The 22,113-nt window shown below is 74.7% G+C and carries 17 protein-coding genes and 1 tRNA gene; 2 read left to right on the forward strand and 16 right to left on the reverse strand.

Translation table 11 applies throughout. The features are described 5' to 3' along the window. Positions 1-32: 32 nt before the first annotated feature. A tRNA-Thr gene (locus tag ACZ3UD_RS21995) sits at positions 33-106 on the reverse strand. A 214-nt stretch (positions 107-320) separates the two neighbouring features. On the opposite strand from ACZ3UD_RS21995, the gene leuE reads away from it, so the two are divergent. Further along, positions 321-971, forward strand: a complete 651-nt coding sequence (leuE, locus tag ACZ3UD_RS22000) for a leucine efflux protein LeuE (RefSeq protein WP_393028100.1) — start codon at positions 321-323, stop codon at positions 969-971. Between the two features lie 10 nt (positions 972-981). On the opposite strand, the gene ACZ3UD_RS22005 is transcribed toward leuE, so the two are convergent. The 11 genes from ACZ3UD_RS22005 to bldG all read right to left on the reverse strand — a co-directional run bounded on the left by ACZ3UD_RS22005 (position 982) and on the right by bldG (position 17,482). After that, complete coding sequence (locus tag ACZ3UD_RS22005; RefSeq protein ID WP_465590110.1) at positions 982-2,613, reverse strand: alpha/beta hydrolase; 1,632 nt, start codon at positions 2,611-2,613, stop codon at positions 982-984. A 195-nt stretch (positions 2,614-2,808) separates the two neighbouring features. Next, positions 2,809-3,942 (reverse strand): hypothetical protein, encoded by a 1,134-nt coding sequence (locus tag ACZ3UD_RS22010; protein ID WP_465590113.1) that lies wholly within the window; start codon positions 3,940-3,942, stop codon positions 2,809-2,811. A gap of 434 nt (positions 3,943-4,376) precedes the next feature. Beyond that, complete coding sequence (locus ACZ3UD_RS22015) at positions 4,377-5,588, reverse strand: DNA polymerase III subunit delta' (protein WP_465590323.1); 1,212 nt, start codon at positions 5,586-5,588, stop codon at positions 4,377-4,379. A 174-nt stretch (positions 5,589-5,762) separates the two neighbouring features. Next, positions 5,763-9,164 carry a dTMP kinase gene (tmk, locus tag ACZ3UD_RS22020; RefSeq protein WP_465590116.1) on the reverse strand — a complete coding sequence of 1,134 codons (3,402 nt, stop codon included), beginning with the start codon at positions 9,162-9,164 and terminating at the stop codon, positions 5,763-5,765. A 157-nt stretch (positions 9,165-9,321) separates the two neighbouring features. After that, a complete protein-coding gene (topA, locus tag ACZ3UD_RS22025) occupies positions 9,322-12,216 on the reverse strand; it encodes a type I DNA topoisomerase (protein ID WP_465590119.1) in 2,895 nt (964 codons plus the stop codon). Between the two features lie 450 nt (positions 12,217-12,666). Continuing rightward, positions 12,667-13,128 (reverse strand): hypothetical protein, encoded by a 462-nt coding sequence (locus tag ACZ3UD_RS22030; protein WP_465590122.1) that lies wholly within the window; start codon positions 13,126-13,128, stop codon positions 12,667-12,669. 319 nt (positions 13,129-13,447) lie between these two features. Next, the gene (locus ACZ3UD_RS22035) at positions 13,448-14,980 is read right to left on the reverse strand and encodes a DUF7059 domain-containing protein (protein WP_465590125.1); all 1,533 of its coding nucleotides are present in this window, start codon (positions 14,978-14,980) and stop codon (positions 13,448-13,450) included. Positions 14,981-15,149: 169 nt separating this feature from the next. Further along, entirely contained in the window at positions 15,150-15,914 is a 765-nt protein-coding gene (locus ACZ3UD_RS22040) for a small secreted protein (protein WP_465590128.1), read from the reverse strand. Positions 15,915-16,056: 142 nt separating this feature from the next. Continuing rightward, complete coding sequence (locus ACZ3UD_RS22045; protein WP_465590131.1) at positions 16,057-16,425, reverse strand: cyclophilin-like fold protein; 369 nt, start codon at positions 16,423-16,425, stop codon at positions 16,057-16,059. Between the two features lie 134 nt (positions 16,426-16,559). After that, positions 16,560-16,979 (reverse strand): ATP-binding protein, encoded by a 420-nt coding sequence (locus ACZ3UD_RS22050; protein ID WP_465590135.1) that lies wholly within the window; start codon positions 16,977-16,979, stop codon positions 16,560-16,562. Between the two features lie 161 nt (positions 16,980-17,140). After that, the gene (gene bldG / locus ACZ3UD_RS22055; RefSeq protein WP_380608663.1) at positions 17,141-17,482 is read right to left on the reverse strand and encodes an anti-sigma factor antagonist BldG; all 342 of its coding nucleotides are present in this window, start codon (positions 17,480-17,482) and stop codon (positions 17,141-17,143) included. A 223-nt stretch (positions 17,483-17,705) separates the two neighbouring features. Here bldG and ACZ3UD_RS22060 point away from each other — a divergent pair, with 223 nt between their 5' ends. Then, positions 17,706-20,204, forward strand: a complete 2,499-nt coding sequence (locus ACZ3UD_RS22060; RefSeq protein WP_465590138.1) for a DEAD/DEAH box helicase — start codon at positions 17,706-17,708, stop codon at positions 20,202-20,204. On the opposite strand, the gene ACZ3UD_RS22065 is transcribed toward ACZ3UD_RS22060, so the two are convergent. Genes ACZ3UD_RS22065 through ACZ3UD_RS22080 form a run of 4 tightly spaced genes read right to left on the reverse strand, consistent with a single transcriptional unit; the run spans position 20,199 to position 22,043 of the window. Beyond that, the gene (locus ACZ3UD_RS22065; protein WP_465590141.1) at positions 20,199-20,699 is read right to left on the reverse strand and encodes an Rv3654c family TadE-like protein; all 501 of its coding nucleotides are present in this window, start codon (positions 20,697-20,699) and stop codon (positions 20,199-20,201) included. The genes ACZ3UD_RS22060 and ACZ3UD_RS22065 overlap by 6 nt on opposite strands. After that, positions 20,687-21,124, reverse strand: a complete 438-nt coding sequence (locus tag ACZ3UD_RS22070) for a TadE family type IV pilus minor pilin (protein ID WP_465590144.1) — start codon at positions 21,122-21,124, stop codon at positions 20,687-20,689. The genes ACZ3UD_RS22065 and ACZ3UD_RS22070 overlap by 13 nt, the downstream gene beginning before the upstream one ends. Continuing rightward, positions 21,114-21,386: a DUF4244 domain-containing protein gene (locus ACZ3UD_RS22075; RefSeq protein WP_465590147.1), complete on the reverse strand. Its 273-nt coding sequence runs from the start codon at positions 21,384-21,386 to the stop codon at positions 21,114-21,116. Before ACZ3UD_RS22075 ends, ACZ3UD_RS22070 begins: the two co-directional genes overlap by 11 nt. Positions 21,387-21,443: 57 nt before the next feature. Next, complete coding sequence (locus ACZ3UD_RS22080; protein WP_465590150.1) at positions 21,444-22,043, reverse strand: type II secretion system F family protein; 600 nt, start codon at positions 22,041-22,043, stop codon at positions 21,444-21,446. Positions 22,044-22,113: the final 70 nt, after the last annotated feature.

The following is a 22,113-nucleotide window of genomic DNA, read 5'->3' on the forward strand; positions in this document are numbered from 1 at the left end:
GTCAGAGCACTGACCGGGCCTTTTTGCTTCTGAGCCGCCTGCGGGATTCGAACCCGCGACCTACGCATTACGAGTGCGTTGCTCTGGCCAACTGAGCTAAGGCGGCACCGTTGCCATGTGTGGTGGCAACGCGGGCCAGTCTACACAGGTTCGCAGGTGATCCGTAGCCAGGGTGGTCGGGGACGGACGGAGGACGGACGGGGGCAGGGCGGGGGTGGGACATGGGTGGGCAAAGGGGGATGGTTTTCGCTTCAATCGATCACCGGTGCGACGTTACGATGAGCGCCCCCTGCCACCCCCTCCCCACCCCGGAGCGCATCGTGCTCGGCGTCAACGACCTGGCGACTTACATCCTCGGCGCCCTCGTCATCATCCTGCTGCCCGGCCCCAACTCGCTGTACGTGCTGTCGGTCGCCGCCCGGAAGGGCATCCGGACCGGGTACCAGGCCGCGGCGGGCGTGTTCGTCGGCGACCTCACGCTGATCAGCCTGACCTCACTGGGCGCTGCCTCGCTGTTGAAGGCCAACCCGGCGGTGTTCGCGGTGGTCAAGTTCGGCGGGGCCGCGTACCTGCTGTGGATCGGCTTCGGGATGCTCCGCGCCGCCCGCCAGCTGTGGCGCGAGCGCCGGGCCGAGGCCGACCCGGCCGCCGAGGCGGCGCCGGAGGCGGTCGAGCGGCCGTTCCGCCGGGCGCTGGTGATCAGCCTGCTGAACCCGAAGGCGATCCTGTTCCTGCTGTCGTTCTTCACCCAGTTCGTCGACCCGTCGTACGGGCAGCCCGCGCTGTCCTTTGGCCTGCTCGGCGGGATCCTGCAGACCTTCAGCCTGCTCTACCTCTCCCTGCTGATCTTCGCCGGCACCACGCTGGCCACCGCCTTCCGCCGCCGCAGGCGCCTCTCCGCGACGCTGACCAGCGGCGTCGCCGTGCTGTTCGCGGGCTTCGCCGCGAAGCTGGCGGTCTCCTCCGCGTGACGGCAGGCGGCTACCGGTCGCAGCGCTTGCCCTGCTCCGGCGCCTCCCCGGTCAGCAGGAAGTGGTTGACCGCGCCGTCCACGCAGGTGCTGTGCCGCCCGTACGCGGTGTGGCCGTCCCCGTCGTAGGTGAGCAGCCGGCCGGACTCCAGCTGGCCGGCGAGGGAGCGGGCCCAGTTGTACGGGGTGGCCGGGTCGCGGGTGGTGCCGACGACGACGATCGGGGCGGCGCCGGCGGCCCGGATGGTGTGCGTCGCGCCGGTGGCCCGGACCGGCCAGTAGGCGCAGGTCAGCGCCATCCAGGCCATGTCGCGCCCGAAGTGCGGCGAGGCCCGCTCGAAGTCCGGCACCGCCCGCTGGACGTCCTCCGGCGAGCTGAAGGGGGCGGGCAGGTCGAGGCAGTTCACCGCCGTGTTGGCGAACATCACGTTGGGGTACGACCCGTCCGCCCCGCGCCCGTAGTACTCGTCGGAGAGCTTCAGCAGGCCGGTGCCGTCGCCCGCCCGGGCGACGGTGAGCGCGCTGCGCAGCCTGGGCCAGAGGAAGTCGGCGTACATCGCCTGGATGATCCCGGTGGTCGCCTGGGAGCCGGTGAGCCGACGCCCGTTGTCGGTGCTCGGCAGCGGGTGGGCGTGGACGGCCGCGAGCAGGACGGTGAGCTGCTCGCCGACCTGCTGCTCGGTACGGCCGAGCGGGCAGTCCTCGTGCTTGGCGCAGTCCTTGGCGAAGGCCGCCCAGGCGGTCTCGAAACCACCGGCCTGGGTGCGGTTGCCGGCCACCGAGTCGAGCGCCGGGTCCATCGCGCCGTCCAGCACCACCCGCCCGACCCGGCTGGGGAAGAGCCCGGCGTAGGTGGCCCCGAGGAAGGTGCCGTAGGACTTGCCGACGAAGTTCAGCCGCTCGTCGCCGAGCAGGGCGCGCAGCACGTCCATGTCGCGGGCCGCCTCGACGGTGCTGAGGTGGCCGAGCGCGGCCCCGGCCTGCCGGTAGCAGCCGTCGGCGAACTCCTTGTCGGCGGCGACCAGCGCGTCGATCGCCCGTTGGTCGCCGGGTTCGAGGTCGACGGCGGTGAAGGCGTCCATCCGCTCGCCGCTCAGGCAGCTGACGGGGTTGCTGCGGCCCACCCCGCGCGGGTCGACGCCGACCAGGTCGTACCGGGCCCGCACCGAGCGGTCGTACGTCCGGGCGACGGCCTCCAGGTACTCGATCGCCGAGCCGCCGGGCCCGCCCGGGTTGAGCAGCAGGGAGCCCAGCCGGGCGTCGGCCCCGGCCCCGGAACCGGGAGCGGAACCGGGTTGGGAAGCGGATTGCGAACCGGATTCGCCCGGTACGGCCGCCGCCCGGGCCGCCGAGAGGGTGAGGTCGCCGCCCCCTGGACGGTCGTAGTCCATCGGCACCCGGAAGGTGGTGCACTCGAACCCGCCGTCGCAGGGCTGCCAGACCGGCCGCTGCGCGTAGTACGGCGCGAGCGCCTGCGGCACGGCGGCGGGCAGCGGCTCCAGCGGGGTGACGTCGGCCGCGACGGACGCGTCGAAGCCGGTCGAGTCGGACGGCCCCGCGCTGCACCCGCTCGCCGAGACCGCCAGCAGCCCGGCCGCCAGCACCGCGGCCGCCGACCGGACCCGCCGCCCGAAGACCCTCATCCGCTCCCCTTTCCACGGCCACGAAATCCGCGAACCCCGCGAACCCACGAACTCCGCGAACCCACGAACTCCGCGAACCACAGAAACCACAGAAACCGCACGAAAGAACGAGCACGAAGGTACGGGAGCGAAGAAACGCGGCCGCCCGGCACCCACCCCGGGTACCAGGCAGCGTAGCGCCCGCTCAACCGCCGTTCAGGACGCCTTCGCCAGCGCCTCGGCCAGGAACTGCGCCGCCTGCCGGACCAGCCGCAGCCGCTCCCGGTCGGGGGTGTAGTCCTGCACGTTGTCCGAGATCCGCACGTCCGCCTTGGCAGCCGAGCCGGGGCCCGCCTTGAGCGCGCTCTGGAGCGTGCGGGCCGCGTCCAGCCCGGCGGCGTCCGCCTTGGCGGCGGCCAGCAGCAGCTTCGCCGCACTGCCCGCCGGGGCCTCGGCGCCGGCCTGCGTGAGCGCGGCGGCGTCGTACCGGCCGGAGACCGCCGCGGCCGCGCCGTACAGGTCCGGGCGGGCCAGCCCCGCGGCGGCCGCGCACGGCGCGCCGGCCTCGACGCCGAGGGTGCCCCAGGAGGCGGGGCTGGGGGGCAGGGCACGGAAGGAGGCCGCGATGGTCGTGCGCAGCGTCGCGTCGTCGGAGACGGCGGCCGGGGCGGCGGCGATCAGCTCGCAGGGGTGCGCGGTGCCGTTCGGCGCCTCGGGGGCGACCAGGATGAACGCGCGGGCGCGGCCGGCCTGCAGGGCGGCGCCGACTCCCTCGAAGACGTCCGGGACCTCGGCGTCGGCGGTCTTGCCCGGCGTGGCGGCGTGCATCACGACGACGGGGAAGCGCGCGTTCGGCTCCTTGGCGTACTGCGACGGCAGCCAGACCCGGATGTTGCGCGGCTTCCCGTCGGGGCCGAGCACGGCGGACTGCAGCAGCTCGCCGCCTCCCGGGTGCCCGACGCTGTCGAAGCGGCTGACCACAGCGGGCGTCGTGGCAGCGGAGGCAACGGCAGGCGCAGCGGTGGCCGACTCGGTCGGCGTCGGCGGTGCCGCCGGCTGCCGGACAGCCGAACCGGCGCCGGAACCCGCCCAGGCCCCCGCCGCGGCGGCGTCCACGGCCGACTCCGTCCGATCCGCCTCCTGCCTGCCCCGGCTGAGGCCGCCGAAGGCACCGAGCGCGGTGAGCAGCGTCAACGCGGTGACGCACACTCCGCAGACCATCGCCCCCGCCGCCCGCAGCAACATCGGCCACCGGTCGCCGGCCAGTTCGTAGGTCTGGGCGGCGCGCAGGTCGCGCCAGCGCTGGCGCGCGCCGCGCGCCAGCCAGATGCCGCCGACGGCAGCGGCCAACAGGGGAATGACGAGGAGCGGACGAACCACGGAACGCACCACCTCGGAGGAGGGCCGGCGCCGGACCGGACCCGGTGCCGTCAGGGAGGCGACCACTCCGGCGGCGGGCCCCCGACACAGGGGGAGCCCGGGGTACGGCCGGGGCGCAGTCGGCCCCCAGCGTGCACAACGGGCGCACTGTCACACGCGGGTGTGCCCGGCGAGTATCGCCCGTTCACTCGAAGGTGGGACGGCAGGCCGACTCCGGGAGGCCTACGGGGGGACCGGAGGCCTACGGCGAGGACCGGCGGCCTACGGCGAGGACCGGCGGCCTACGGCGAGGACCGGCGGCCCACGGGGAGGACGGGAGGCCCACGGCGAGGACGGGAGGGCCCACGGCGAGGACCGGCGGCCAACGGCGAGGACCGGCGGCCAACGGCGAGAAGGGAACGGCCTCAGCCCGCCCGCAGCGCCACCGTCATCGCCTCGACCGCCAGCAACGGGTCCACGTTGCGGTCCAACGCCGTACGGCAGGCGAGCACCGCCTCGATCCGTCGCAGCGTGCTCTCCGCCGGCCCGGCCTGGGCGACCCGGTTCAGCGCCTGCCGCTGGTCCTCGTTGGCGAGCGTGCCGGTGGAGCCGAGCTGGATCGCCAGCACGTCCCGGTAGAAGCCGAGCAGGTCGAGCAGCGCGACCCCGAGGGTCTCCCGGCGGGTGCGGGTGGCGCGGCTCTTCTGCCGCTTCTCCAGCTCCTTGACCGCCCCGGCCATGCCGCGCGGCGCCTTGCTGCCCTCGGCGGCGCCGTAGGCGGCCTTCAGGTCGTCGGTCTCCTTGGCGTCCTGGGTCTCGGCGAGCGCCTCGGCGTCGGCCTTGGCGGTGTCGACCAGGCGCTGGGCGGCGGCCAGGCAGCCGCCGATGTCGGAGACCTCCAGCGGGATCCGCAGCACCTCGGTGCGGCGGGTGCGGGCCTGCTCGTCCACCGCGAGGCGGCGCGAGCGCTCGATGTCGCCCTGCCCGGCGAGCGCGGCCAGCCGGGCGGCCTCCGGCTCGACCCCGTCCCGGCGGACCAGCATGTCGGCGACGGCCTCGGCGGCGGGCGTGCGCAGCACGAGCAGGCGGCAGCGCGAGCGGATGGTCGGCAGCACGTCCTGGACGGAGGGGGCGCAGAGCAGCCAGACGGTGCGCGGGGAGGGCTCCTCCACGCCCTTGAGCAGCGCGTTCGCGGCGGCCTCGGTGAGCCGGTGGGCGGCGTCGACGAGGATCACCGACCAGCGGCCGCCGGTCGGGTAGCTGGAGGCGCGCAGCACCAGGTCGCGCATGTCGCCGACGCCGATGGACAGGCCGTCGGTCCGCACGTACTTGACGTCGGCGTGGCTGCCGGCCAGCACGGTGTGGCAGCCGTCGCAGAACCCGCAGCCGGGCGTGCCGCCGAGCGCGAGGTCGGGGCTGGTGCACTGCAGGGCGGCGGCGAAGGCGCGCGCGGCGGTGACCTGCCCGGCCCCGGGCGGGCCGGTGAACAGCCAGGCGTGCGTCATCAGGGAGGCGTTCCCACCCTGGCCCGGGGCGGCGCCGCGACCGGCCTCGACCGTCGCCCCGGCCGCCCGGGCCGCGGCGGTCAGCTGCTCGACCACCCGCTCCTGGCCCACCAGGTCGTCCCAGACGGCCACTGCTGCTCCCAAGCTCCGTACGGCAGCGCTCCCGGCGCCGATTCCCCGCCGTCGAGCATACGTCTCCGCCCCGACAGCCACTGCTCCGTCCGGGTCACGCCCGTACGGCGACGGGCGGCGCCGCCGAGAGCCACTGCCCCGACCACGCCGCCCGCCATCCGTTGCGAAACGGGCTCAGCCCCGGCGACCCCAGCGCCGACCCTTGCCCTTGCCGCCGTCCCCGCCCCGGTCGTCCCCGCCGCACCGGTTCTCGCCGTCGTGCGGGCCCTGCGGCCCCTGGCCACCGCCCTGCTCCCAGCGGGCCCACTCGTCGCGCGAGCCGAGCAGGGTGTCGGTCAGGCTCGGCAGGTCGTCCATCGGGGTCTCCTCGGCCCACTCCGGCCGGGGCCGCTCCGCCGTGGGCTGCTCGACGGCGGGCTGCCCAACACCGGGCCGCTCCACGGCGGGCTGTCCGGCGCCGGGCCGCCCGGCACCCGCCTGCGGCCCGTCGACCACCGGCAGCTCACGCGTGCCGTCCACCGGCTCGCCGGGACGGCGGCCCCACTCGACCCGGGGCAGCACCGCGGTCTCATCCGCGGCGGGAACCTTCGGCAGCGCCGCGGTCTCGTCCACCGCCGGCACCACCGGCAGCACCGCGGTCTCGTCCACCGCCGGCACCACCGGCAGCTTGGCAGTGGCGTCGGCCGCCTCGGCAGCCTGAACGGCCGCCGCCTGCCGGTCCCGCAGCGACAGCTCCCGCGTCGCCTCGTCGCCGAGCCCGGCAGAGGCACCCGACGCGTCCGAAGCACCCCGCGAGGCACCCGAAGCACCCGGGGCCTCCCCCGGCGTCTCCCGAACCGCCCGCAGCTCCGTGGTGGCCGCGTCCCCGGCCTCGGTCCGCCCTTCGGTCCGCCCCGCAGCCGTCTCCGCCGCGGCGGCAGCCGCCGCGAGCGCCGCGGCCTGCGCCAGCCGGGCCTCCTCGGCCCGCTGCAGCGCCTCCTCCGCCCGGCGCCGCTGCTCCTCGCGGGCCAGGTCCCGCTGCCGCTGCAGCTGCACCTGGGCGGCCGCCTCGTCGGCGATCCGCTTGCGCTCGGCGGCCTCCGCGGCCAGTCGAGCCTGCTCCTCCGCCCGCCGACGGGCCTCCTCGGCCGCGCGGCGCTCGGCCTCCTCCTCCGCCCGGCGTCGGGCCTCGGCGGCGGCCCGCTCGGCCTCCTCCTTGGCCAGTCGCTCCTTCTCGGCCTGCTCGGCCCGCAGCTGCGCCAGCACCTCCTGGCGCTTGCGCTCGGCGGCCTCCTCCTCAGCCCGACGACGGGCCTCCTCGGCGGCGCGCCGCTCGGCCTCCTCCTTCGCCAGCCGCTCCTGCTCGGCGCGAGCGGCCTTCTCCTGCTCGGAGAGCGGCAGCTCGCGGTCCAGCCGGTGCCGGATGGCGGTGGTGACGAAGCCGGGGGCCTGGCTGCCGTCCACGACCAGGTAGCGCGCCGGGTCGGCGGCCGCGAGGGCGAGGAAGCCGGCCCGGACCCGCTGGTGGAACTCGGTGGGCTCGGACTCCAGCCGGTCCAGTGCCTCGGTGAAGCGCTCCCGGGCCCTGGTCGGGTCGACGTCCAGCACCACGGTCAGGTCGGGCAGCAGCCCGCCGGTGGCCCAGCGGGAGATCCGGGCGACCTCGGTGGCGGCCAGGTCGCGCCCGGCGCCCTGGTAGGCGATGGAGGAGTCCATGTACCGGTCGGTGATGACCACGGCGCCGCGGGCGAGGGCCGGCCGGATGACGTTCTCGACGTGCTCGGCCCGGTCGGCCGCGTAGATCAGCGCCTCGGCGCGGTGCGACAGGCCGGTGTTGCCGACGTCCAGGACCAGGCCGCGCAGCCGCTGCCCGACCGGGCTGCCGCCGGGCTCGCGGGTGAGCACGACCTCGTGCCCCTTGCCGCGGATCCACTCGGCGAGCGCCTGGGCCTGGGTGGACTTGCCGGCGCCGTCGCCGCCTTCCAGGGCGATGAAGAAGCCGGTGCCCGCGCCCCGGTGCGGCACCGGGCCGCCGCCGCCGCGCACCGCGTCCACCAGGTCCCGGGCGAACGGAGCGGTGCCGCGCCGGTCGTCGGTGCGCAGCAGCACGACGGCGGCGAGCACCAGCGTGAGCAGCCCCGAGGTAGCAACGGCGAGGGCCGCGCCGCCGTGGATGAAGGTGAAGGAGCCGGGCTCGACGGTGCCGTACTCGACGTCCCCGTAAGCCGCGGCGATCAGCGGGACGACCACCAGCGCGGCCGCGACCACGGCCCGCAGCACCGCGTACAGGTGCTCGGTGACCTTCGGCAGCCGGGCCTCCTCGACCTCCTGGGCGAGCAGGGTGCGCCCGGCCGAGATGACGAGCCCGGCGGCCAGGCCGGCCAGCACGGTGAGCAGCAGGACCAGCACGAAGTCCAGCACCAGCCCGGCCAGGATCAGCGCGACACCCTCGGTGAGCAGCGCCAGCGCGAGCAGTCGGCGGCGGGAGAGCGAGGGCAGGGCGGCCCGGGTGAGCCGGGCGCCCAGCGCGGGGGCGCCGGCCGCGGCGAGCACGATCAGGCCGTAGCCGATCGGCCCGGCCCGGTGCTCGGCGGCGGTGAGCAGCGCCAGCGCGGCGACACCGGCCATCGAGGCGAACCCGGCCGCGACGGCGAAGGTGAAGTACGGGGCGCTGCCGGTGCGGCCCTTGCTCAGCGCGGGGCCGGGCGTGGCGTCGGTCGGGGCGCGCAGGCCGGTCAGCGGCGAGTGCGGGGCGACCGCCACCGGGCCGCCGGGCAGCTGCTGGAGGTAGCCGCGGGCGGCCGAGGCGGCGAACAGGCCGGCCGCGCCGAGCGCGGCGAAGGTCAGCTGGTGGGCGCGCAGCCAGTCCGAGCCGAGCGCAGCACCGATGTTGTTGAGCAGGGTGAAGGCGACCACGCCGACGGCCGCGAGCGGCACGCTGACCCAGCCGGTGAAGCGGTCGATGCTGCGGACGGTGTCCAGGTTGGCGACGGTCGGCCGCTGCTCCGCGGCGGGCACGTACGGACTGGCCGGCGGCAGCAGGCCGGGGACGACGGCGGCCTTGGCGATCCCCCAGACCCGCTCGACCGCGCCGGTGAGGAACACGGTGGCGAGCAGCACGTAGGTGGCGGCGCCGGAGGGTCGCGGTCCGGAGCTCAGCCAGACCGTCCACCAGGGCGCGAGGCCGACCAGCAGGGCGCGCAGCGCGTCGGCGCCGAACAGCGTCCAGCGCCGGTCGAGCTTCCCGGCGACCAGCCGGTGCAGCGGTTCCAGCAGCGCCACGCCGACCAGCCCGGTGGCCGCCACCCGGACGGCGAGGACGGCGGCGGTGGCGAAGGCGAGGCCGCGCGGCAGGTCGCCGAGCTGGCCGCCCTGGGCGGCCGCGATCACGGTGAGCGCGAGCAGCACCAGCAGGCCGAGCCGGTCGGCAGTGCCGCCGATCAGCTGGGTGGTCCACAGGCGCCGGTAGGGGCGGGTCCGCAGCAGCGCCCGGGCCCGGTCCACGGGGGTTCCGGCGGGCGCGACCTCGGACAGGTCGGCCACAGTGGCTCCGGCAGCCGGGGCGGCGCTGGGGGTGGGCTGCTCCTCGCTCGTCATACGGTCAGCGTAGCGGGCTGGGCTTTGCCGGATTGAGACGAACGGCGTTCCGGACCCCGGTCATCACCGGCCTGTGACGATCCCCGCACAGACCTCGGGCCCGCGCCCCGGGGTGGGGGCGCGGGCCCGATTCCGCTCTCGGCGGGCTGTCGGAGGATCAGCCCTCGTCGGTGGCGGCGGTCTTGCCGGCTACGGCCCCGCCGGCCGCGGTCTTTGCGGCCGTCTTCTTGGCGGCCGTCTTCTTCGCCACCGCCTTGGTCGCGGTGGTGGTCTTCTTCGCGGCCGTCTTCTTGGCGGCGGTCTTGGTCGCCGCCGTCTTGGTGGTGGTGGTCTTCTTGGCCGCCGCCTTCTTGGCCGGGGCCTTCTTCGCCGCCTTCTTCACCGGCCCGCGCGCCCGCTTCTCGGCGAGCAGCTCGTAGCCGCGCTCCGGCGTGATGGTCTCGACGTCGTCATCCTTGCGCAGCGTGGCGTTGGTCTCGCCGTCGGTCACGTACGGGCCGAAGCGGCCGTCCTTGACCACCACCGGGCGCTCGCTGACCGGGTCGGTGCCCAGCTCCTTGAGCGGCGGCGCGGCGGCCGCCCGGCCGCGCTGCTTGGGCTGGGCGTAGATCGCCAGCGCCTCGTCGAGGGTGATCGTGAAGAGCTGGTCCTCGCTGGTGAGCGAACGCGAGTCGGTGCCGCGCTTGAGGTACGGGCCGTAGCGGCCGTTCTGCGCGGTGATCTCCGCGCCCTCGGCGTCGGTGCCGACCACGCGCGGCAGCGAGAGCAGCCGCAGCGCGTCCTCCAGGGTGACGCTGTCCAACGACATCGACTTGAACAGCGAGGCGGTGCGCGGCTTGACCGCGTTCTTGCCGGTCTTGGGCGTGCCCTCGGGCAGGATCTCGGTCACGTAGGGGCCGTAGCGGCCGTCCTTGGCGACCAGCATGTTGCCGCTGACCGGGTCCGGGCCGAGCTCGAAGTCACCGCTGGGCTTGGCCAGCAGCTCCTCGGCCAGCTCGACGGTCAGCTCGTCCGGCGGCAGCTCGTCCGGGATGTCGGCGCGCTGGCCGGGCTCGCCCTCGACGGCGGAGGCGCGCTCGACGTACGGGCCGTAGCGGCCGACCCGCAGGGTGATGTCGTCGCTGACCTTGAACGAGCTGATCTCCCGGGCGTCGATCGCACCGAGGTCGGTGACCAGCTCCTTCAGGCCGCCCAGGTGGTCGCCGTCACCGTTGCCGGCCTCGGCGGCGCCGCCCGCGACATGGCCCTCGCCCTCGCCGAAGTAGAAGCGCTTCAGCCACGGCACGGACTGCGCCTCACCGGCGGCGATCCGGTCGAGGTCGTCCTCCATCTTGGCGGTGAAGTCGTAGTCGACGAGCCGGCCGAAGTGCTTCTCCAGCAGGTTGACCACGGCGAAGGAGAGGAAGGACGGGACGAGCGCCGTGCCCTTCTTGAACACGTACCGGCGCTGGATGATCGTGTCGATGATCGACGCGTAGGTGGAGGGGCGGCCGATCTCCCGGTCCTCTAGCTCCTTGACCAGCGAGGCCTCGGTGTAGCGGGCCGGCGGCTTGGTGGCGTGGCCCTCCGGGGTGATCCGCTCGGCGGCCAGCGGGTCGCCCTGGGCGACCTGCGGCAGCCGGCGCTCACGGTCGTCGAGCTCGGCGTTCGGGTCGTCGGCGCCCTCGACGTAGGCCTTCAGGAAGCCGTGGAAGGTAATGATCTTGCCGGAGGCGGAAAACTCGACGTCCCGGCCGTCGGCGGAGGCGCCGCCGACCCGGACGGTGACGGACTGGCCGACCGCGTCCTTCATCTGGGAGGCGACGGTGCGCATCCAGATCAGCTCGTACAGCTTGAAGTCGTCGCCGGTCAGGCCGGTCTCGGCGGGCGTGCGGAAGCGGTCGCCGGAGGGGCGGACGGCCTCGTGCGCCTCCTGGGCGTTCTTGACCTTGCTGGCGTAGGTGCGCGGGGCGTCCGGCAGGTAGTCGGCGCCGTAGAGCTGGGTGACCTGCGCGCGGGCGGCGGCGATCGCGGTGTCCGACAGCGTGGTGGAGTCGGTGCGCATATAGGTGATGAAGCCGTTCTCGTACAGCTTCTGAGCCACCTGCATGGTCCGCTTGGCGCCGAAGCCCAGCTTGCGGCTGGCCTCCTGCTGGAGCGTGGTGGTGCGGAACGGCGCGTACGGCGAGCGGCGGTAGGGCTTGGACTCGACGCTGCGGACGCTGAACGCGGTCTGCGCCAGGGCGGCGGCCAGCTGGCGGGCGGCCTGCTCGTCCAGGTGCAGGGTGTTGGTGCTGCCGGCCTTCAGTCGGCCGTCCGAGCCGAAGTCGCGGCCGCTGGCGATCCGCTTGCCGTCCACCGAGGCCAGCCGGGCGCCGAAGGTCTCCGGGTTGGCGGAGTCGGCCGGGGTGCGGCCGGTGCCGAAGGTGCCGACCAGGTCCCAGTACGAGGCGGTGCGGAACGCCATCCGCTCGCGCTCGCGCTCGACCACCAGACGGGTGGCGACGGACTGCACCCGGCCCGCCGACAGCTTCGGCATGACCTTCTTCCACAGCACCGGCGAGACCTCGAAGCCGTACAGCCGGTCGAGGATGCGGCGGGTCTCCTGGGCGTCGACCAGGCGCTGGTTGAGCTCGCGCGGGTTGGCCACGGCCTCCTGGATCGCCGACTTGGTGATCTCGTGGAACACCATCCGGTGCACCGGCACCTTGGGCTTGAGCACCTGCTGGAGGTGCCACGCGATGGCCTCGCCCTCGCGGTCCTCATCGGTGGCGAGGAAGAGCTCGTCGGACTCCGCGAGCAGTGACTTCAACTTGCTGACCTGGGACTTCTTGTCCGCGTTGACCACGTAGATGGGTGCGAAGTCGTGGTCGACGTCCACCCCGAGGCGGCGCACCTCGCCGGTGTACTTGTCCGGCACCTCGGCTGCGGTGCTGGGCAGGTCGCGAATGTGCCCGACGCTCGCCTCGACGATGTAGCCGGGGCCCAGGTAGCCCTTGATCGTCTTCGCCTTGGCCGGCGACTCGACAATGACGAGTCGCTGTCCGTGCGCGGTCTCGCTGCTCGGGGACACCTTCGCTCTTCTCTCCCGGTCCTTATGTGGCTGGTCGGCGCTGGCAGCACGGGCTGCGCTCCGCCCGACCCCTCCACCGTCCCGGGCTGCCGCTGAACGACACCCCACCAGCGGAGTGTGACCGTACCCCGGCCACCCTTGTCAAACGGACGGATCCCGCGTTTTCACTTGCCGGGCTCACCGACGCCACTCGAACGGTAACCCGATGACGGAGGTTCGCGCCCCGTGGAGGGGGGCTTCGGCAGGTTCCGGAGGATGGAATGACGGATTTCAAGATCTGTCAACGGAAAAATCGCCGCACTTCCGGTATTGCGCTTCCCGGATCGCGCCAGGGTCACCGGCATGGCCGGTGCGGCTGAGGCGTTCGGTACGGCAGGTACGGCTGATGCGTTCAGTACGGCTGGACCGTCCGGTACGGCTGAACCGTCCGGTACGGCTGCCGCTGCGACCTCAGCGGCCGGCCGCGGCCAGCAGTCCGGCGCCCGCCGCCAGGCAGCACACGCCCAGGGCGCTCCACAGCAGGTCGGTGACCACCGCCCGGCTGACCTCCCCCACCGCCAGCACGGCCCGGCAGGGCCGGTCGGGGTCGTAGCAGACCCGCACCGAGGCGCCGGGCGCGAAGCGCTCCGGACGGCGCAGCGGGGTGTGCCCGCGCGGACGGGTGAGCACCAGCTCCGCGATCCGGCCACCGCCGGGCCCCTCGGCGGCCGGGGGCAGCACGGAGAAGGAGAGCAGCGGCGCGCTGTCCAGCTGCCCGTGCACCTCGTTCTCGGTGACGACGGTGGCCACGGCCGGCACCCCCCGTCGGCGCACCCGGCGGCGAAGGCGCACTTCGGCGGCGCACCAGAGCAGCAGCACACCACCGAAGAGGGCGAACACCAGCCCGCCCACCGTCGCCGTCGTCGTGTCCACCCCTGGCCCCCGGCTCCCCAGCTCTGTCCACAGCCTGTGGACGGAGAGCCTCACAGCGCCGGACCAACGGTGCACGGCCGCCCGGGGGCCGCCGGACGAACCGGAGGGTACGGGCGGGTGAACCGGGGGTCGTCCGCGAAGCGTTCCACCGGACGGGGCCCGGGCAGGGGCCGGACGGGGGCCGCCGGACCGAGGCCACCGAAGCGGTCACCGAAAGCGGGTCACCGAACGGAGGTCACCGAAAGCGGGTCACCGAACGGAGGTCACCGAAAGCGGGTCACCGAACGGAGGTCACCGAAAGCGGGTCACCGAACGGAGGTCACCGAACGGGGTTGATGAACCCCTGCTCGGTCAGCAGCCGCAGCGACGCCGGCACCCGGTCCCTCAGGACCACCCGGTCCTCGCCCAGCAGCTGCGCGATGGCGTCCACGATCTCGCCCGCCGCCAGCGACCCGTCGCAGACCCCGACGAAGCCGGCACCCACGGTGTCCACCTTGGTGGCCCGCCGCATGCCCCGGTTGTGACGCAGGATCACGTGCTCCGGGTCCTCCGCCCCCGGCGCGCCGACCTGCTCCTGGACCACCTCGTCGGCCAGCACGTAGCGGGCCGCGAGCAGGCCCGCGTCGTCGTGCGAGCGCAGGAAATCCTGCCGGTCGAACCACTCCTCGATGTGCGGGCCGAGCGGCTGCTCCACCGGGTGCGGCCACTCCTCCACCCGCACGGTCGGACGCTCGGCGCCGCTCGCCCGCAGGGTGATCCAGCCCATGCCGATGCCCTCGACCCGGCCCGCCTCGAAGGCGTCCAGCCACTCGCCGTACCGGGCCTGGTAGTCGCCGCCGGGGCCGCGGTGGTCGCCGCCGTCGCGCAGCCACAACTCGGCGTACTGGGCCACGTCCTGGACCTCGCGCTGGACGATCCAGGCGTCCAGCCCGGTGCCCGCCACCCAGCCGGCCAGCCGCTCGTGCCAGTCCTCGCCCCTGACGTGCTGCCAGTTGGCGAGCAACTGGCAGTAGCCGCCCGGCTCCAGGTGCTCGGCGGCCGAGCGCACCAGGTTGCGGCACAGGTCGTCCCCGGCCATGCCGCCGTCGCGGTAGGTGAACCGGCCGGCCGGCGAGATGACGAACGGCGGGTTGGAGACGATCAGGTCGAACTTCCGCTCCCCGACCGGCTCGAAGAGGCTCCCGGCGGCCGTCTCGGTGTTGTCGAAACCGGACAGCGCGAGGGTCAGCTCGGTGAACCGCAGCGCGCGCGGGTTGAGATCGGTGGCGACGACCTTCTGGGCGTGCCGGGCCGCGTGCAGCGCCTGCACGCCCGAGCCCGAACCGAGGTCCAGCGCGGCCCGGACGGGGCGGCGCACGGTGATGTTGGCCAGCGTCGTGGACGCGCCGCCGACTCCCAGCACCAGGTCCTTGCGGGCCACCCCGTGGGCCGTCTCCCCGGAGCCGATGCCACCTGCGCCACCCACCGCGCAGCCCAGGTCGGAGACCACCCATGCATCCGAACTGGGCATCCCGGCCACCTCGTTGGCGTACGGGCGGACGTCCACCGTGGCCCGCACCAGGTCCCCGTCGGAGCGCAGCCAGCCGTCCGCCAGGCAGTCCTCCACCGGCAGCGCGGCGGCGGCCGCCTGGTACGGCACCGGCTGCTGCAGCAGGAACAGCCGTACCAGGGTCTCCAGCGGGCTGCCGCCCCGGGTCGCACGCAGTGCCGGGACGGCCTCGCTACGGGCCAATGCCGCGTATCCGGTGGGGCCCAACAGGTCCAGGCACCCGTCAGCGGTGAACGATGCGGCCAGCAGCGCCTCGCGCAGCTTGGCCAGACGGGTCGGGTCGAGAACGGGGCTACTGATCACCCCGCCATTGTCCCCCGCCCCACGCCGCCCCCGCCCCACCAGCCCACCCGGGGCGCGCCCGCCCGAATCCGAGGCCGGCCTGCGCCCCTCGGCAGACACGGCGGCCGGGGCCGGAGGGCCGCTCCCGCGAGCGGCCCTCGCGGTTACTGCCCCTACTCCCCGTCCTCGGTCAGCTCGCGCTGGGGGCCGGGGTGGACGGGGCGGCCGCCGGGGTGGTGCCGGCGCCCGCGGAGGGGGTGGCCGCTGGGCTCGCGCTGTCCGTTGCGCCGGGCGTGGGGGTGCCGTTGGGGGCGCCGGGCGTGGCGGACGCTCCGGCGCCCGGGGTCGCGCTCGCGCCCCCGGCGGCCGGGGAGCCACTGGCGCTGCCGTTCGCACCGGCGCCCGGGGTGGCCTGGCTGGGCTTGCAGCCGTCCTGCTTGGCCATCGCGGCGCCGAGCTCGCCGCGCTGCAGCTTGCTCTGCGCCTGGGTGGACAGCGAGGCCAGCTGCTGTACCTGGTCGGCCACGCTGCGCAGCCCGTCGGCGAACTTCGCCTGGTCGTTGTTGGGCAGCGCGTCCAGCTTCTTCTGGACGTCCTGGTAGCCGTCAGCGGCCTTCTTCAGCTCGTCGACGGTGTCCTTCTGCAGGGCCGCACCGTTGTCCACCTTGGGCGCGCCGGCCGCGTCGATGGCGCTCGCGATGTCCTGGTTGGTCTTGGCCAGCCGCCCGATGTCCGTCGAGAGCCGCTTCTGCAGGTCGGCCGGGGACTCGCCGGTCTTCACCTGACCGGTGTCGGCGAGCGCGGACTGCGCCTGGGCGATCGGGTCCTTGGCCGCGCCGCAGACGTTCGACGCCCAGGATTCCAGCTGCTTGCTGTTGTCGTCGCCGCCGCAGCCGACGGCGCCGAACGCGAGCAGCACGCCGAGGGCGGGTACGGCCAGCAATCGCTTGTTCACCGGGAGAAGCCTTTCGGTTTCGGTCGTCTTCGGTCGTCGAACCTACACGTCCGCCGTCCGAGCCCCGGTTCCCGGCTGCTCAGCCCCGGTCGGCTGCCCCGGGCTCCCGACCCACGCTCCCGCTCCCGCCCCCGGCCGCCGCTCAGGCCCGCTCGACCCGGATCGGATCGCCCGGCCGGACGGTGCCCAGCACCTGGGCGTCCCCGTCGAGCGCGCCGAGGACGTTGCAGCGGCTGGCCAGTCGGCACTCGCCGTCGCGCGAGATCGGCGTCGGCCCGTACGGCAGGGCGAGGCTGTCGCCGTCAGTCCAGAACGCGACCGTGCCCGGCTCGACCACCTGCCGGGCACCGTCCTCGCGCGGCACGCTGACGGGCGTGCCGAAGTAGACCTCCTCGCCCCAGGTGCTCGCCGTCGATTCGATCGGCAGCTCGGCCCAGAGCGCCTCGGTTGTGGGCGTGGCCCACAGCGTGGCGGTGGCCTGACCGGCCGGCCACAGGATGCGAATCCGCATGTGCTTCCTCTTCCGCGACAGGTCCGATCAGCGATCGGACCCGGCCGTGCCGGAAGCAGCGAACCGCCAGGCTCAACAATTTGTCAACGGGATCCCAGGAGTTGGGACCGGGGTACCGGGAGCGGCGCGGGCCGTCAGACGGCGACGGAGGCGACCGGGACCGGCCAGCTCATCCGGATCACAGCACCACCGGCGCCGTTGGCGACCTCCAGGTCCTCGACCAGGCCGGTGATCACGGCGAGGCCCAGGGTGTCCTCGTCCGGGTCGCCGCCCTCGTCGGCGCCGGCGGCCGGGACGGCCGCAGGGCCGGCTTCGTCCTCGACCTCGATGAGGAAACGCTTCTCCTGATCGGTCAGCGCGACCCGGACCGTGCCGCCGATGCCACCGCGCTGATGCAGACCGACCGCGCGGGAGCACGCCTCACCGACCGCGAGCCGTACCTCGTCGAGCACCGACTCGTCGACCCCGGCCCGTCTGGCGACGGCCGCGGCGACCAAGCGGGCCGTCCGCACGTGCTCGGGAAGCGCGCTGAATCGAAGTTCGACGGTTGCCATATCTCCCCTTCGGGGTGCTCCGACGGGGGCCGGAGGTACGGCCCCGGTGGGCCGGACGGGTCGGCCCCTGAGCGGCCGGGAAGCACCGGGGCCCCGTGCGGGCCCCAGCGCCCCGGACGCGTGGAACGGGCGGGCCGGCCGCTGGGACCGGCCCGGACGCGTCAGTCGGTCGCCTGGACCGCGTCCTCCACCGAGGTGTGGATCGGGAAGACCTTGGTCAGGCCGGTGATCCGGAAAATCTTGAGGATGCGCTCCTGGTTGCAGACGAGGCGCAGCGAGCCCTCGTGGGCGCGCACCCGCTTCAGACCGCCGACCAGCACACCCAGGCCGGTCGAGTCGAGGAAGTCAACGCCCTCCATGTCGACGACGAGGTGGTACTTGCCGTCGTTGACGAGCTCGACCAGCTGCTCCCGCAGCTTCGGGGCGGTGTACACATCGATCTCGCCGCCAACCTCGACGACCGTACGATCGCCGACTGCGCGGGTCGACAGGGACAGGTCCACGGAACCTCCAGCACCTTGCCTTGCTACGTCATGTGCGATCCTCGGCCGGACGGCCGCCACCGCATGGTCGCGAGCCCGGGCGCGCCAAGCCAAACGCGTGGCAAGCCTCAGCGCTGCGACCCACGGCCGTACGGCCGTCACGGCCACATTCAACCACCTGCGACCATGCCCGCACGATGGCTTACGACGATTCTGCGTCACGCCGGTGACACACTGGGTCCTCATGCCGCCCCGACACAGCCTGCCCGAGGCACTGCTCACGACCCTGTCCACCAGTCGGGGGCGATCCGACCGGCTCACCCATATGGAGCACCTTCCCGCCCGACCTGCACGTTATTCACCGTGGCCCGAGTCGATCCGACCGGAGATCGTGGCCGCAGCGCTCGCCGTCGGGGTGGAGCAGCCCTGGGCGCACCAGGCAGAAGCGATGAACCTGGCCAAAAGCGGCCAGACTGTGGTGATCGCCACAGGCACCGCCTCGGGCAAGTCGTTGGGCTATCTGGCGCCGGTGCTCAGCGACCTGCTGGAGGGCACCGAGGCCCGCAACGGCCGCGGCGCCACCGCGCTCTACCTGGCCCCGACCAAAGCGCTCGCCGCCGACCAGCGTCGCCGCGCCGCCGAACTCGCCCCGCCGAGGGTCCGGGCCGCGCTGTACGACGGCGACACCCCGCCCGAGGAGCGCGAGTGGGTCCGCCAGTACGCCTCCTACGTGCTCACCAACCCGGACATGCTGCACCGGGGCATCCTGCCCGCGCACGCCCGCTGGTCCTCCTTCCTCAAGGTGCTGCGCTACGTGGTCGTCGACGAGTGCCACAGCTACCGGGGCGTGTTCGGCTCGCACGTCGCCCAGGTGCTGCGGCGGCTGCGCCGGATCTGCGCCCGTTACGGTTCGTCACCCACCTTCCTGCTCGCCTCCGCCACCACCGCCGACCCCGCCGCGACCGCCCGGCGCCTGACCGGCCTGCCCGCCGTGGCCGTCACCGAGGACGCCTCGCCGCGCGGGCCGATGGTCTTCGGCCTCTGGGAGCCGCCGCTGACCGAGAACGTCGGCGAGCACGGCGCCCCGGTGCGCCGCACCGCCACCGCCGAGGCCGCGCACCTGCTGACCGACCTGGTCGAGCGGCAGACCCGGACCGTCGTGTTCGTCCGCTCCCGCCGCGCCGCCGAACTCGTCGCCCTCCAGGCCCAGGACCAGCTCGGCCGACCGCTCGCCGAGCGGGTGGCCGCCTACCGCGGCGGATACCTCGCCGACGAACGCCGGGCCCTGGAGCGCGCCCTGCACTCCGGCCGGCTGCTGGGACTCGCCTCCACCTCCGCTCTCGAACTCGGCGTCGACATCTCCGGCCTCGACGCTGTCCTGATGGCCGGCTACCCCGGCACCCGCGCCTCGCTCTGGCAGCAGGCGGGCCGGGCGGGCCGCGAGGCCCAGGGCGCGCTTGCCGTCCTGATCGCCCGGGACGACCCGCTGGACACCTACCTGGTGCACCACCCGGAGGCGCTGTTCGCCGCACCCGTCGAGGCCACCGTGCTCGACCCCGACAACCCGCACGTGCTCGCCCCGCACCTGTGCGCGGCCGCCGCCGAACTGCCGCTCACCGACGCCGACCTTGAGCTGTTCGGCCGCTCCACCGCGCCGCTGCTGCCGGTGCTGGAACGGCGCGGCCTGCTGCGCCGGCGCGCCGACGGCTCCTGGTACTGGACCCGCCGGGAACGCGCCGCCGACGCCGTCGATCTGCGCGGCAGCGGCGGCAGCCCGGTGCAGATCGTCGAGGCCGACACCGGCCGACTGCTCGGCACGGTGGACGCGGCGGCCGCCCACACCACCGTCCACACCGGGGCCGTCCACCTCCACCAGGGCCGCACCTACCTGGTCCGGGAGCTAGACCTGGAGAACTCGGTCGCCCTGGTCGAACCGGCCGATCCGCCGTACACCACCTCCGCCCGCGACATCACCTCCATCTCCGTCCTCGACACCGACACCACCGTCCCCTGGGGCGAGGGTCGGCTCAGCTTCGGCTCGGTGGAGGTGGTCAACCAGGTGGTCGGCTACCTCCGAAAGCGGATCTCCACCGGGGAGATCATGGGCGAGAGCAAGCTCGACCTCCCGCCCCGCACGCTGCGCACCCGCGCGGTCTGGTGGTCCGTCACCGAGGACCAGCTGCTCGACGCGGACCTCCCGCTCGACCAGCTGCCCGGTGCCGCCCACGCCGCCGAGCACGCCTCGATCGGCCTGCTGCCGCTGTTCGCCACCTGCGACCGGTGGGACATCGGCGGCGTCTCCGTCCCGCTGCACCCCGACACCGGGCTGCCCACCGTGTTCGTCTACGACGGCCACCCGGGCGGGGCCGGCTTCGCCGAACGCGGCTTCCAGCGGGCCGTCGAGTGGCTCACCGCCACCCGGGCGGCGATCGCCTCCTGCGAGTGCGAGCGCGGCTGCCCGTCCTGCGTCCAGTCACCCAAGTGCGGCAACGGGAACGACCCGCTGGACAAGGCGGCCGCCGTCCTGCTGCTGGATGTCCTGCTGGCCGGGGCACCTGACGCTGGGTCCGGGCCGAGCCCCGAGGGCACGGGGCCCCGCCCCGGCCCCGAGGGCGCGGAGTCCGGGCCGGGCCCGGAGGGCGCGGGGTCCAGAACGAGCCGCGAGGCGGCGGGGTCCGAACCGGGCCCCGAGGGCGCGGAGTCCGGGCCGGGCCCGGAGGGCGGGGCGCCGAGCGGTTCATGAGACCGCCGCCGCGCCGCCCGGGGCGTCGCCGAGGCCGTCCTCGGCCGCGGTGACCGGGGCCCGTACCGGTCCGGCCCGGGCCCTCGCCCGCGCCGGGCCGACCGGCAGGTGCACCGGGAGCCCGCCGACCGCCACCTCGGCGACCACCTCGACGGCGTCCGCCGACCGGTCCACCGAGCAGGACACCAGGCCGGCACCCTGTGCGGCGGCGATCCCGGCGGCCCGACCACAGCCGCCGTCCGGCTCCAGCAGCAGCCGGTCCGCCGCCGCGAGGGCCGCCAGGTCGGCGGCGGACTCGGCCCTGTGCCGGGCGGCGACCACCGCACCGACCGCGATCGTCGCGGCGAACACCGCCGTGCCCAGCATCGCCAGCGCGAGCAACCACACCGTCGCCGAGCCCGCATCCGGCCCGCGCCCGCCCACCGCGGCGGCTCGAGCGGTACGGGCCCGCCCCAGCCTCCCCACCGCCCGCCGAGGGCCCCTCAGGAAGGCCACGCGCCACCACCTCCTCCCGAACCACTCCCCAACACGTCCTCCCGCTGCGCCACCGCCCGCGCGCCGAGCCGCACCGCGAGCAGACCGCCGAGCTTCCCGGGCGCCGCGCACGGCGCGTCCACGTCGACCCGCACCGTGTCCGCCGCGACCGCGACCCGGACCTCCGCCCCCGGCGGGGCGGCCGCGCGGGCGAGTCCGGCGGCGTCCGCCTCACCGCGCGCGGCCGCCCTGGCGCCGATCCTGGCCGCGTCCACGCAGTGAATCTGCGCGGCCGCCGCGAGCACACCCCAGATCAGCATCGCCGCGAGCAGGACGAGCGCGGGCAAGGCCACCGCCGTCTCCGCCGTGGCGAAACCGCCGTCGCCGCGTCGGACCGGCCGCAGCGACCACGGCCGAGCGCCGCCGCTCGCCGTCCTACGTGGCATGGAGCGCGCGTTCCAGCATCTCGGTCAGCGCCCCGGTGATGGTCGCGCTGGTCACCACCTTGTACAGCCCGGCCGCGAGGGCGCAGGCGCCCAGCGTTCCGACGGCGTACTCGGCCGTGGTCATCCCGGCGTCCGACCGGCGCCGGCGGCGGGCCAGCCAGCGGGCCCGGCCGGCCGCCCAACGGCTCTTCCGCCGCCACGCCCCCAGCAACTGCCGGAGCGGGCGCCCGGTGTCGGGCCTGATCGCGATCACTGCGGTCATCGATGTCTCCTGTCCGATCTCTTCCGCGACCCCGGCCGATCCGGAGCCGGCGTTCATTCACATGGACTGGGCGAAACGGCTGGTGAGGCCGACCACCACCGGCACCACCCCGATCAGGACGAAGGCCGGGAGGAAGCAGAGCCCCAGCGGTGCGGTGGCGAGCACCGCGGCCCGGCGGACCCTCGCGTGGGCCGCGCGGACGGCGGCCGTCCGCTGTTCCTGGGCCAGCCCGATCAGCGGACCGGCCGCGGGGGCTCCACCGAGGCTCGTCCGGACCAGGCAGCGCGCCAGCGGGGCCAGCGCGGGATGCTGTTCGCCCAGCCGGGTCCAGCACAGTTCCGGCGGCGCGCCCAGGGCCAGTTCGGCCCCGATCGCCGCCAGCCGCGGCCCCAGCGGCGCGCCCACGCTCCGACCCACCGCCGACACCGCCGCCGAGGGCAGCGCCGCCGACCCGAGACAGGCTGCCAACAGCTCCGCACCCAGCGGGAGTTGCCTGGTCAGCAAGTCGTTCTCCCGGGCCGCCCGACGGTCCGCCGGCGACCGTGCCCGGGCCGACCACCGATGGGCGCCCACCGCCGTCAGCACCCCGGCGACCGCCCCGGCACCGCCACCGAGCAACACCGCCACCGCCAGCCCGGCGCCGACCGCCGGCGCCACGCGCCGCCAGGTCCCAACACGCGGACCTCTCGGCTGTGTTCGCTTCCGCGCCTCCTCCCGCTCCCACGCC

It is taken from the genome of Kitasatospora sp. NPDC023118 (assembly GCF_055560875.1).